Genomic DNA, 11964 nt, shown 5'->3' on the forward strand with positions numbered 1-11964 from the left:
AAAGGTCAACACGCCCTAATCTCATTCAGCAGCAAATACATTAAAGTCGGTTGCCCAGTTTAGCCTGTGCCAAATGGTAACCTCTGTCTATCATCTCTTGTGAGCGATCGAACTCTAAGGTGCCACAAGCATTACGTGGGATCTCAAGCGTAATATCGGCGGGATAAGCGGCCAGCTTCTGGCGAGCAATGGTCGATTGCATCGCATCAAACGCTTGGTTGGCAATGTCGTAAGCAGCAAAATTGAAGCTCATTTTACTTTTTACACTGTTACCGAGATTATCGATAAAGTGAACAACCTTCTCATGCAGGTTACTCTCTTTTGTTGGTAGGGAAACCGGTATCACTTCCTGTTGAAGCATTTCGGGTTCACCACCTAAGTTCACAGCCAGAGTAAAGTCTGTCTTATCACTAAAGGTAGGCGCAATCGGTACGGGATTGAGCACTCCGCCATCAATCAGCACTTCACCATTAATGACATGTGGAGTGAAGAACAGTGGCAAAGAGATAGAGGCGCGAATGGCATCAAACAGAGAACCTGATTGCAGCCAAACCTCTTTTTCATCGGCGACGTTAGCGGCAACTGCGGTATAAGGGATAGGCAGATCTTCAATTGAAATCTCGCCGATCAGCCCACGCAGTGTGTCGATGATCTTGTCCCCTTTGAACATACCACTCGACTGCCATGAAAAGTCCAACAACATCGCCATATCACCTTGATCGATACTGGTGACCCACTCTTCAAATTCATCCAACTTGCCCGCAGCGTAGACACCACCGATAAGTGCGCCAATTGAACAGCCAGAAATGGATTTTATCTGATAGCCATGCTCAATTAACCAGCGGATGACTCCAACGTGAACCAAGCCTCTTGCGCCACCACTGCCAAGTACCAATGAGATCGTTTTTGCCATCATATTAATCCTTTAGTTTTAAATTCTAGGTGGGCTAACTCGCCGATTTACCAATTCGCCGATCTCAACTCACTGAATCACTCTCAGTCCATACGGGTAATGAAGGTTTGCTCGTCATCGACAAAAGCCACGTAGTCGCCGTGATAGATAAAAACCCGACCACGCCCTTCAACGATACACGCAAGCTGTGGGTTCAAATCTTCTTCAATATCTCTACTTTGAAAAGTGCCGGTATCGGTGATCACACCGCGGAGTTTAGGCAAAAATCCATAACTGCGTTTGGCTTGATCAATCAGGCTCAACTCGCTGGCGGTAGAAAAGCAAGCTGGGATTGGGCCTGCATCTTCGATAAACATAGTTTTCAGTTCTTCAAAGGCTGTAATTACCAGCCAGTCGATGCCATTTACGTGATGGATAAACATTGTTTATAAATACCTAGTTTCTCGATAACTCTAATGCGGAGATTCTATCACTATCAAGTGCAGAACGTGGGAGAAATTAAGGGACTACAAATAACCAGACACATACTATCTACAGGGTCTAATACTAGTCGTCCGACTCTACGACTAATGTCTAACCGACTGAGTCTATTTGTTTTTTTTGGTTTGGTATAAGGTACTAACAACTAAATGTTAATGAGTTTTTAATTACAAGTTGACGCATTGTTTGCACTTCATACCGTGAGTCAACAACGTTTGTTGGAATAACACACCTAAGAGTGTGAACGAAAAGGAATCAAAATGAGCACTACTTTAGAGTCCGCACATATACAAACAGAGAAGCCTCAAGCCAATGAGGATGAACTCACCTATGAACAACAACATAAACCAAGCTCAGAGTTTGAATCCCGAGAACAGTATCTAGAACACGAATTGCAAATCATGTCGCCTAAGCGCTGGCGTCCAAATTTGCCGTTTAAAGATTATCGATTTGAGATAGAAGACACCATCCCAGCGATGGCGGCGACCATTGGTAAAGTGGTTATGGTGGGCGCGATTGCAGCCACCTTTGCTGGGGCTCTCGGATTAAATGAAGACTTCATTCTAGAAAACGTTCGTTATGAACTGCTCATCGCCTCTGTTTTCATTATTATTTTCTCTGGCTTTTTATTGCCGACTGCAAACCTCGCAGGGACCCACGGCCCACTTATCCCTTTGATTCCGATTGTGGTTGCAGCAGGTGGACACCCGATGGCGTTTGGCCTGTTGATTGGCGCTTTTGGCCTCATCTTAGCCATCAGTAAAGGTGGCAGCATGTTGGCCAACCTCACCAGTAAAGGCGTGTGTGGCGGCTTATTGCTCTACCTCGGCTTTGTTGGAACCGCCTCTCAAGTGAAAAAGCTTTTCGCTTGGGCTGAAGGAATCGGTATGAGCCACATCGCGTTTGTGGTGATCTTTTGCACCATTATCTTGTACGCGCTACTGGAACACTTCCGCAAACGTTGGTTAGCAGTACCTCTTAGCTGCTTGTTGGGTGGTACGATCGCATTTGCCATGGGCGCCCCATTTGCTTTCCACACTGAGCCAGGCTTGCCCAACATGAACCCTATGTATTGGTGGGGAGAAGATACAGGTTGGATGCTAGGCCTACCGACGATTGAACACTTCATGGTGGTATTGCCGTTTGCGATTCTAGCCGTAGCGATGTGGTCACCGGATTTCTTAGGGCATCAAGTATTCCAAAAGATCAGCTACCCAGAACGTACCGAAAAAGTACACATGAACATCGACGACACCATGACCACGGCATCAATTCGTCAAACGTTCGGTTCTCTGCTTGGCGGTACTAACTTTACATCTTCATGGGGTACTTACATCGTACCAGCGGCGATAGCTAAACGCCCTATTCCTGCTGGCGCGCTGCTCACAGCTCTGTTCTGTATCATCGCCGCAGTTTGGGGTTACCCGATGGATTTAGCTATCTGGCAACCGGTACTGTGTGTCGCGCTGATTGTTGGAGTATTTGTGCCATTGCTAGAAGCTGGAATGGAAATGACGCGTGAAGGAAAAACCACCCAGTCGGCCGCGATTGTTGTGTTTTCTTCAGCACTGGTTAACCCTGCATTTGGTTGGGCTCTCACCATGCTGTTAGATAACTTAGGCTTAGTCGGTTGTAAAGAACGCAGCAGTGAACTGAGCAATATGAGCCGTTGGGTATTGCCAGGCATTATGTTTATTGTACTAACAAGTGTAATGGCGTTGGTTGGCCTTCTACCAGGGATTCCAGCGATTATCCCAAGCTTTCGTTAAGCTCAATTAATATTGAGTTTTGGTCGAAACACAAAAAGGCCTTGCACACGCGAGGCCTTAGTTTTATCTATCGAACGGTTACAGCTAATCTTTATCAACGGCAACGCCCTACTGCACTGACTTCAAAGCTTTCATCAACATTGCGTTGAACGGATCTAGCATCAAAGCCTCTCAAGATCTCTTTAGATAAACGTTCGAGGAGGGAGAGCATTCTTTGCCATTGAACATATGGCTATAGTTGTAACGATCGATATTCAGTTACTCCCCCTCTCCCATTAGCTTTTACCTATACCAGCTAGAGATTAAAGATGTAAATGACCAATCTGACACTTACACAAAATGTAAGTTGTCATCAAACCTTAAACATTAGAGCAAAAACTCAGCTTAGATAGTTCAAGTTTAAATGTTAGCGTAATGTTACATATGCAAACCAACAGTACGAGATATGCAGCACGTAAAACTCTTAAACCGCAACACCTTCGCTGGGCTCGCAGCAACATTGGTTGGAAACGGTATTGGTCGCTTTGCCTACATAGCATTAATGCCTGTGCTCATTCAAAGTGGATGGTTCTCAAGCGAGGATGCCTCCATACTCGGCGCTGCAACACTGATTGGCTATATCTTCGGGGCTCCTGCATCGAGCTTTTTACAGAGATATTATTCAACAGGCACACTCATACGCGCCTCTCTGTTGTTAAGTAGCGTTAGCTATCTTGGTTGTGCCTTAAAATCTGCTCCCTTTGAATGGTTTTTAACGCTTAGAACCATAGCGGGTATATCGGGTGCCGTACTCATGGTACTCGCACCACCCGTGGTCACCAGCCTTCACCCGCAAGAAATGAAAGCAAGAATCAGTGGCGTTGTGTTTTCAGGCATTGGCCTTGGTGCCATGATTTCAGGAACCATCATACCTTTGCTTATCTACCAAAGTGTTGAAAGTGCATGGTTAGGTATGGGAGCGATCGCTTTCGTTGCAACTGTCCTGACGTGGAACACATGGGCTCTTGAAGCTAAACCAAACCATTGTGATAAAAGCCCATCGACGTTTGATGCCTTATCTAAGAATGAGCGCATTAGTATTAGCTGCGTACTTTTAGCCTACACCTTTAGCGCCATTGGTTATTTACCTCATACTCTTTTTTGGGTCGACTATATTGTTCGAGAGCTAAAAATGAGTTTTGCGAGCGGTGGTTTTTATTGGGCTGTGTTTGGAATAGGAGCAGCGATTGGGCCAATAGTAACTGGTATATTAGGGGATAAATTTGGACTTAAAAAAGCACTATTAGCGGCGTTTATTTGTAAAGCTGCTGGGGTTGCTCTTCCACTATTAAGCACCAGTGAAACAGCACTTTTTGCTTCATCTTTGTTGGTCGGTATGTTTACGCCTGGCACCGTAACACTGGTATCAACCTACACCTTAGAAATCGTCGGGACTCAGCTCCATACGAAATCTTGGGGAGCAATGACAATGGCTTTTGCTATATCGCAAGGAATAGTCGGCTTCGTTATGGCTCACTACGCCCCTCAACTCACCAGTTATAACCTCTTATTTATGATCAGCGCGAGTGCACTGATTTTGTCGATACTCTGCATCGCATTTACATCAACTAAACAGCAGACATTAAACACTGCTCAAACAAGTTCTTAGCAAAGGAATCGCTCATGAAACTGTATTTAAACGACACCTCTCCATTCTCCAGAGCAGTGCTGGCAACGGCCTATTTGTGTGATGCTCCAATGGTTCTTGAATGGGTCGACCCGTGGCAAACACCCAGCACATTGGTCGCAGTTAATCCATTTAGTACCATTCCGGTTCTAGAAACCAGTGATGGGGTTGCACTGACCGAGAGTTTAACGATCTGTGAGTTCCTCATGCAAGCATACCCAACAGAAAAACTAACAGTGACCAAGGCTAGCGACACTCAACGTATGTCGTTATTGGGAGTGAGTAAAACGTTGATGGAAGTGGCCTTTCGGTGTGCTGCACTGAGCCGCTTCGAAGCTGAGCAAAACGAGCTAACGATTAGGGGAAAGGAAGGTATTAAAAGAAGCGTTAAAGCACTTATCGGGCAGTTGAATAACAATGACGATTTGCTTGAACCTGACTTCTCAACATTGTACCTGCACGTCGCATTAGATTACGTCTTATTCAGGCATGCTAATTTGCTTTCAGCAGAAGAGCGCGACATCCTCACTACTGCCTTACATAATTCGCCGTTTAAAGACACATTGGCAAAACTTAGCCTAGAGTCGCTTTCAAAAAAGCTTAACTATTGCGAATACAAAAATTCTTAATCACTTTGAACAGTGTTGTGTTGAACGAGTCTAACAAGGCCTCGCACACGAGAGGCCTTGTTTTATCTGCGTTCCAACGAACGAGTAGCTATAAATTTACGATGGTAAAACCAAATCAACTCGAGAGCCATTCATCCAATACTTTGATGAATTTAGGATTAATGAGATAACCGATAGAAGCATGGGGATTGCTTTTTCCATTGCGAATATTGAGGTTATAGACTGGGGGGATGTCTTTCATTCCACCGGGTATCAGATCCAGTTTGAGCATATCTTTAAAGTCATTTCTAATTTTGCTGTCATGAGAGATAAAATCATCTTCTGCCGAAATGTTTATCCATTGCTGAATGTTTAAAGGGTACTTCTTCTCATCTTTCAAGCGGCTCCCTTTTAGCCTATCTTTTACGTTTTCATCTCCTAACGGTGACCCAAGCGTAAGCAATAAGTTGACCTTCTTGCCTGCACCATAGTCGTGTCTATACTCTCCGTAATGAGACAACTTCCACAGCACGTCATAACTGATCATCGTCCCAAGACTGTGCGATACAATCATCACATCATCCTGATTATCAAGCGCTTCCTTCAGTTCAACCATTAGCCTATGCCTAACATCGCTGCCAAAATAGGTATCTTCATACCAATAATGCGCCATATCCGGCGCGACCTTCGTTATAAGTGTCTCAGCCACACCCAGCTTTCCAAATAGCGATGAAAAGGTATCTGCTAGCGCCTCTTTTAGAAAACCAATTTTAGATACCTTGTTATACGTTGTTTTATTGAACTGGCTTGTCTTGTACTTCTTGAGTTCAGACAGCGCTTGCTGTCGACTTACAGGGTCTTCTGTTGGTTTCTCTAACAATGTATTTGATAGTTCACCGTAGTAGACAAACCGTTTATCGACATCTTTAAAAGCTTGTAATGAACTTGAGTCTCCACAATCTCGCTGCAAGCCATGTTCTATAGCCTCATACCAAAGTGCTTGAAGGGGAGCTTTATCGGGCTTTTGAGCGCGACCATGAATGAATATTATTTTCTTAGCCATAGCAGAACGTCCTAAACACATAGTTAAAGTGATTATCAGCAGAAAGCACCACTAGATTCGGTCAGCCCTTACCAAGAACAGCAGCGCTAAGGACGTATCTAGGAGTGGTTGATAGACCATTTATATAACTATGAGGCCGTCGTTTAAGGACCATAAACGAATGAACGATGCGATCATTACTCGCAAATTGAAATGAATGTAGCTAGCAAAACCTCCAACTCACAAAAAGGCCTCGCACACGCGAGGCCTTAGTTTTATCTATCTAACGGGTACAACCATCCTTTAATAACTACAGCGCCCTACTTCACTGACTTAACCGCTTTCATCAACGTTGTATTGAACTGCTGTGGTTGCTCTAGCATTGGGAAGTGGCCTGAATCTTCAATGTAGTAAATGCTGTAATCCTTGATGTGTTTCTTGTTCGCTTCTGAATCCGTTGGCCATAGGCGAGCGTTAACCAATATTACTGGCACATTCACGTTCTCATACACGCGGTGAGCTTCGCCTGTCACATATTGACCTAGGTAGTGGCGGAACTGGTTTATCGCGATAGCTGGCGGTGCTGATGCCATGTCTTGCGTTACCCAGTAAAGTAAATCCGTGTCTACGCCTTTTGGTAGCGGGTCTTTCACGAACATAGTAATGCCCGCTTGGAAGTCTGCTTCAAACGGTTTGGTCATTGCATCTAGGTCGCTTTGTGAAACCGCAAGTGCAACGTTTTGCGATGTGTCTACACCAATAATGCCCTTAACTCTTTTCGGCATCAGTTTAGCGGCTTCTGCAATCACACCACCGGCCATGGAATGCCCAACTAAGATGACGGATTCGAGTTGTTCTTTCTCGATTACGGCTTTGATGTCTTCAGCAAACGCAACCATGGTGTACTCTTCACGGTTGAACGACGAGTTACCGTGCCCAGCTAAGTCCATGGTGATTACTTGGTACTGCTTTGAAAACTCACTCACTTGGTTTTGCCAAAGCCTACTGTCTAAGCTCCAACCGTGGATGAAGATCAACACTGTCTCCCCACTCCCACTTTTGCCATACGCAATTTGCTCACCATCGTGAGATATAGCAATACCGTACTTAACCGTTGAATCATGAGCCATGGCACTCATGCTACCAAGTGTCATGAATACCAAGAGTGTGATGTTTAGAATTAAACGTTTCATAGTGTCTCTCTACTTACTTTAGAGGGAACACAGAAAACGCCCCTCTCAATCAATATAGTCACTATAAAGTGTGAAGCTTTAGACAGGTCAATAGAGATTTAGATAAAGGCCTCTTCCGTGATGGTGACTTAACCAACTTATTTCTGCCCCATTATGGTTTAGAGAAGGAGCTCATCCACATTTTGTAATGTGTGCGTTTGCCCTATATTTGTCTATTGCTAAATTAACAAAACCACTAAAAAATCCTTCCAACTACAATCGTGATGACCAAATTAAAAAGGAGGTCATCATGGTAGTTTTCAACAAAACGAAACGAAGTGGCGTCAAAAAGCCTTTTCGGCTTGAGGAAATTTGGCGGATCAGAACCAGATTAGAAATTGAAAATAATTTGATGCAGCTTGCGTTGCTCAACTTAGCTATTGATAGCAAACTTAGAGCAAGTGATTTGCTCGTTCTCAGAGTTTGCGATGTATCTTCGCAAGATAGGATATTTAAACGCGTTAAGCATATCCAGCGCAAAACAGATATTGAAGTTCAATTTGAGATAACGACAAGAACTCAACAGAGTCTAATGAAATGGATTTTGATGGCTTCGCTACATGCAGCAATTTTATTTTCCCAAGCCAAAGGCGAAAGCAACAACCGATTAGCTATTCGTACTATCGATACTTAGTGAGGAGATGGGCTTCTAATCTGGGGTTGGATCCTAACTTGTATGGCACTCACTCGATGAGGCGAACAAAAGCGACGTTAGTCTACGCAAAAACGAAAAATATCCGAGCGGTGCAGCTACTACTTGGTCATACCAAGGTAGATAATACAATCCGCTATCTCGGGGTTGAATTAGAAGATGCATTGTTGCTTTCAGAAGGTACTGAGTGTTAATCGAAAAGGAACCTAAATACTTAGGTGTTTCAATTGCTATTACGCTGAAAGTTGTTACCCATTCACCACTACACTTGATTATTTTCAATACGTTAAGTGCAAATACTACTAATCTGTCCAAGGTTTAGAGGACCTTGAACAGATTAGGTATACACAAGCTTAAATTAAACGTTGGAACGCGCGGTTTTCTTCTTTGATTTATAGGCTTTCATTGAAATTTTTAGAGCAAGCTGTTTTTGTTTAATTGAAATGAGTTGTCTAGTTACGACCTTATGGTGTAACTCTGTGATAAAGTTTTTTTCCCAAGGCGTAAGGCGGTCAAACCTCAATAAAATAGTGTCATTGAGTACATTGAACAACTCGTATTGGCTTTTATCCATTCGACTGCTAAGCATTCAATTAGAGCACTTAGCTAGAGAAATGACGTTAAGGCTTTCTACTTTCTCATTTTTCTCTAAGGTAATGATTCGATAAGAGATTCCATTATCTAATAAAGGTCTTATTTCGATATTGTCACAAAAACTAACGGTGACCTTTTCTACTAAACTGCCCATGTCCAACGTTTGCTTTTTTACGAAAACAAGAGTGATAATACTGGCTTCTGACTTCGCATCTACGAGTGTGACTGAGCCTAAATCTTGTGGTAACTTGCTTGAGATAACCGTCGCTCTATAATCGGCAAGCCCATTAGATTCCTTTGGGCTCATTTGACAACCGTTAAGCATGATACTAACGAATATAATTGCTGCTTTTCGTAGCATTACTCCCTCCTTCTCCCCTTAGTAGCCTTAAAATATTTATAGATATAACGTGAAGACATAGAAGATAAGAGAGCACTGTAATCTAGACTGAATGTGACGGTTTCTCCTATCAATAATGGTTTCTGTGAGGATTCAATGACAAGATGATCACTGGTTGAAGACATGATCTTAATCCCATTCGGAGCCTTAAGCCCGCTGACACAAACATCTTGGCGGCCTAATGCTAGAATAGCTTGTGAGACCTCCCCTCTATCTTGAAGGTTTTCTTTTTCACCAAAAGCATTTAACCCCCGACTCCCCCAAGGCAAAGTCGGTTTAGTCTTGGATTCAATCACTTCAGCGGTCAAAGAAACCGCATCCGTATGTAAGCCTTTGATATTTTCGTGCTCTAAAGGCTCACAGCCTAAAAAAATGGCTTCTCCTATACGAAGGTGATTGACTCGAGTTAAGCCTGTTCTCTGAAGAGCCCAGTTAACTGAAGCAGAATTACCCCCTGAAATAATTTCTAGACTGACCCCAAATGTAGCTTCAATTCCATCGGCAAGCTCAGAAAGAATACTCATATTTTGATCATCTGGAGCGACACCATATCGACAGGCTAAATTCGTACCAATTCCTTTTATCGTGATGTTTGGTAAAGAAATAATCTCTCGGATAAAATCAATCACGCGATTTGGCATCACACCTTCTCTGAGATCGCCAAGCTCAACCATAATAATGATACCGTGACAGCAATTTTGTTGTTCCGCTGCATGTGAAAGCCTCTGAATCACTTCAACTTCAGAGTTTAAACTCATATCACTGTATTTTATTACGCTCGCCACTTGACTGAGCATGGGTGTACGTATCAGCATTTTAGGGATAGCAATGCCAGATTCAGTCATCTTTTGAAGATTTTCGATTCTTGAATCGGCTAACATTGTTGCGCCAGCATCAATAAGAACTTGTGCGATGATAGGGTGGCCGAGGAAGGCTTTTGTTACAGGCGTAACGGATATATTTTTCAGTGAGAGCTGAGAAATCAGGAACTGAGCGTTATGATGAACTTTCCCACAATCGATGTCTAACCTAGGGTAGTTCACCCTTTTTCGGCCAGTTTACTTGCTATTATAGGAAAGGCTGACGTTACGATGTGCAGTAGATGTTCAACAGGCTGTGACAAGACATCAGTAACCGGTAAACCAAATTCGGTAGTGTAAGTGTCTATCGCACAACGTGTTTCATCCAACGACATATCTTCATGATTCAGTGTTAGTCCAATAACATTGGTATTAGAAAACGTTTCGATAAGATTGATTTCTGAGGCAATCGAAGGCATTGAGCAATCAGGAAAATCACTACGATATAAACGTTTAGGGGCATGTTGCAGTATCACACCCGTTGGACAACTGCCACGTAAGATAAAAGCGCTGGTTGAAAACGCAGGGTGACTCAAGGCTCCTTGCCCTTCAATAATAATCAGATCCGGATTTTCTTTTTCATAGGCCTGTACAATGACAGATTCCAACTCACCGGCACAAAATTGTGAAGGAACAGCATCGAGTGCAACGCAGTATTGTGCGCCCTGCATAATGCCTGTTTGACCAGTGGCAATCAGAACGACGTTAAGGCCTTTTTTAGTCAGTTCATTCGCCAATATTGTTGCTGTTGTTCGTTTTCCTAGCGCGCAATCCGTCCCCATTACAGCAATTCTCGGGCATTTAACGTTGTGTATTTTCCCGCTAAACGTTTTCAGTTCGCCTTTATTTTTGGGTTTGCGAGTATCGAATATTCGAACGTTATTCTTTAAGCTGGCTTCTAAAAATAGAGGATCATCGGTTAGGAATTCATGTAAGCCATTTACGATGTTCATTCCTAGTGACATGGCATTTAAAATGATGCTTTTATCTAAGTCAGATAAAAAGCCACTTGATGGCGCAATGCCAAAAATGAAGTAATCAGGAATGCTTTCTGCGTGAATGATAGCTTCTTCAGCATTAGCAAGGATAGGTATTCCATTGGCTTTGTTATCAAGAACTTCACCAGCATCTAAGCCAGCAGACTCACTATCAATAACTGATAGAATACGATAGCTTAACGAATGTCTCACTAATCCATTAGCGGTTTTACCATCAATTTTACCAAAATTACCTTCGCAATATATAATCGCAGAAGGGATGACTGGTTTTACTTTCTGAGCAAGTGGTAACCAAGGTGCGAAGTGGGGTACGTCGTTGTTGATTTCTACATTTTCAATTCTAGTGAGTTTGAAGATGTTTCTTAACTTTTGAGTTGAAATGGACATAATTAAAGCCTGCAGTATGGCTTAGGAGGGCGACTAAGGAGTGCCGAGTTGCGAGTTCGGAAAAGAAAAGAAGTCCCTACTAAGCGGTAGGGATAACAACCAAGGTAACACACTCACCAGACTTTTGTTGGTTATTATTAATACGCTTTCTGAGTCTATTACTTTCAGACTTCGCCCATACTAGCGTAATTGATTAGATAGCTAATACTCATTGTTCAACGTCGCCGTATCAAACTCGCAGCTTTACGGTTTCAAGATACTTTTTCTAATATCAGTTAAGTGAATTAGAGTTTTGAGTATAACGCGTTTATGCCCAATAATGAGTTAGTATCCGCATCCATCTCCAATCGAGTAGGAGGAGGC

Annotated in this window: 11 protein-coding genes and 1 pseudogene; 4 read left to right on the forward strand and 8 right to left on the reverse strand. The window is 43.1% G+C overall.

All coding sequences use genetic code 11. The annotated features are described in order from the left end of the window. Positions 1 to 40: 40 nt before the first annotated feature. Both AB4375_RS20535 and AB4375_RS20540 read right to left on the reverse strand, forming a co-directional pair. Positions 41 to 913, reverse strand: a complete 873-nt coding sequence (locus AB4375_RS20535) for a patatin-like phospholipase family protein (protein ID WP_372052431.1) — start codon at positions 911 to 913, stop codon at positions 41 to 43. 83 nt (positions 914 to 996) lie between these two features. Further along, positions 997 to 1335: a hypothetical protein gene (locus AB4375_RS20540; protein WP_017059071.1), complete on the reverse strand. Its 339-nt coding sequence runs from the start codon at positions 1333 to 1335 to the stop codon at positions 997 to 999. A gap of 318 nt (positions 1336 to 1653) precedes the next feature. On the opposite strand from AB4375_RS20540, the gene AB4375_RS20545 reads away from it, so the two are divergent. The 3 genes from AB4375_RS20545 (at position 1654) to AB4375_RS20555 (ending at position 5457) form a co-directional block, all read left to right on the forward strand. Next, positions 1654 to 3162 (forward strand): DUF3360 domain-containing protein, encoded by a 1509-nt coding sequence (locus AB4375_RS20545; RefSeq protein ID WP_372052426.1) that lies wholly within the window; start codon positions 1654 to 1656, stop codon positions 3160 to 3162. A 445-nt stretch (positions 3163 to 3607) separates the two neighbouring features. Further along, positions 3608 to 4810, forward strand: a complete 1203-nt coding sequence (locus tag AB4375_RS20550) for a YbfB/YjiJ family MFS transporter (protein WP_017068007.1) — start codon at positions 3608 to 3610, stop codon at positions 4808 to 4810. Between the two features lie 14 nt (positions 4811 to 4824). Continuing rightward, positions 4825 to 5457, forward strand: coding sequence for a glutathione S-transferase family protein (locus AB4375_RS20555; RefSeq protein WP_017068008.1), 633 nt, complete (start codon positions 4825 to 4827; stop codon positions 5455 to 5457). A gap of 115 nt (positions 5458 to 5572) precedes the next feature. On the opposite strand, the gene AB4375_RS20560 is transcribed toward AB4375_RS20555, so the two are convergent. Further along, the gene (locus AB4375_RS20560; protein ID WP_017068009.1) at positions 5573 to 6499 is read right to left on the reverse strand and encodes a hypothetical protein; all 927 of its coding nucleotides are present in this window, start codon (positions 6497 to 6499) and stop codon (positions 5573 to 5575) included. 299 nt (positions 6500 to 6798) lie between these two features. After that, positions 6799 to 7671, reverse strand: a complete 873-nt coding sequence (locus AB4375_RS20565) for an alpha/beta fold hydrolase (protein ID WP_017068010.1) — start codon at positions 7669 to 7671, stop codon at positions 6799 to 6801. 289 nt (positions 7672 to 7960) lie between these two features. Between AB4375_RS20565 and AB4375_RS20570 the strand changes: the two are divergent. Further along, positions 7961 to 8556 (forward strand): annotated as a pseudogene (locus AB4375_RS20570) (tyrosine-type recombinase/integrase). 164 nt (positions 8557 to 8720) lie between these two features. Here AB4375_RS20570 and AB4375_RS20575 read toward each other — a convergent pair. From AB4375_RS20575 to AB4375_RS20590, 4 genes are read right to left on the reverse strand one after another with little or no spacing between them, the layout of a single operon-like run. Next, positions 8721 to 8951 carry a hypothetical protein gene (locus AB4375_RS20575; RefSeq protein ID WP_017068011.1) on the reverse strand — a complete coding sequence of 77 codons (231 nt, stop codon included), beginning with the start codon at positions 8949 to 8951 and terminating at the stop codon, positions 8721 to 8723. After that, positions 8952 to 9317 carry a type II secretion system pilot lipoprotein GspS-beta gene (gene gspS2, locus AB4375_RS20580; RefSeq protein ID WP_017068012.1) on the reverse strand — a complete coding sequence of 122 codons (366 nt, stop codon included), beginning with the start codon at positions 9315 to 9317 and terminating at the stop codon, positions 8952 to 8954. Then, positions 9317 to 10399 (reverse strand): alanine/ornithine racemase family PLP-dependent enzyme, encoded by a 1083-nt coding sequence (locus AB4375_RS20585; protein ID WP_372052428.1) that lies wholly within the window; start codon positions 10397 to 10399, stop codon positions 9317 to 9319. The genes gspS2 and AB4375_RS20585 overlap by 1 nt, the downstream gene beginning before the upstream one ends. Beyond that, positions 10396 to 11601: a DUF1611 domain-containing protein gene (locus tag AB4375_RS20590; RefSeq protein ID WP_372052430.1), complete on the reverse strand. Its 1206-nt coding sequence runs from the start codon at positions 11599 to 11601 to the stop codon at positions 10396 to 10398. Before AB4375_RS20590 ends, AB4375_RS20585 begins: the two co-directional genes overlap by 4 nt. Positions 11602 to 11964: the final 363 nt, after the last annotated feature.

The organism is Vibrio sp. 10N.261.51.C6, from assembly GCF_041471785.1.
GTDB classification, from domain to species: domain Bacteria; phylum Pseudomonadota; class Gammaproteobacteria; order Enterobacterales; family Vibrionaceae; genus Vibrio; species Vibrio crassostreae_C.

Excerpts from the sequence above, each read along its gene's own strand:
- AB4375_RS20535 (WP_372052431.1), bottom strand. The coding sequence starts at position 913 with ATGGCAAAAACGATCTCATTGGTACTTGGCAGTGGTGGCGCAAGAGGC.
- AB4375_RS20590 (WP_372052430.1), bottom strand. The coding sequence starts at position 11,601 with ATGTCCATTTCAACTCAAAAGTTAAGAAACATCTTCAAACTCACTAGA.
- gspS2 (WP_017068012.1), bottom strand. The coding sequence starts at position 9,317 with ATGCTACGAAAAGCAGCAATTATATTCGTTAGTATCATGCTTAACGGT.
- AB4375_RS20545 (WP_372052426.1), top strand. The coding sequence starts at position 1,654 with ATGAGCACTACTTTAGAGTCCGCACATATACAAACAGAGAAGCCTCAA.
- AB4375_RS20565 (WP_017068010.1), bottom strand. The coding sequence starts at position 7,671 with ATGAAACGTTTAATTCTAAACATCACACTCTTGGTATTCATGACACTT.
- AB4375_RS20560 (WP_017068009.1), bottom strand. The coding sequence starts at position 6,499 with ATGGCTAAGAAAATAATATTCATTCATGGTCGCGCTCAAAAGCCCGAT.
- AB4375_RS20575 (WP_017068011.1), bottom strand. The coding sequence starts at position 8,951 with ATGCTTAGCAGTCGAATGGATAAAAGCCAATACGAGTTGTTCAATGTA.
- AB4375_RS20550 (WP_017068007.1), top strand. The coding sequence starts at position 3,608 with ATGCAGCACGTAAAACTCTTAAACCGCAACACCTTCGCTGGGCTCGCA.
- AB4375_RS20540 (WP_017059071.1), bottom strand. The coding sequence starts at position 1,335 with ATGTTTATCCATCACGTAAATGGCATCGACTGGCTGGTAATTACAGCC.
- AB4375_RS20555 (WP_017068008.1), top strand. The coding sequence starts at position 4,825 with ATGAAACTGTATTTAAACGACACCTCTCCATTCTCCAGAGCAGTGCTG.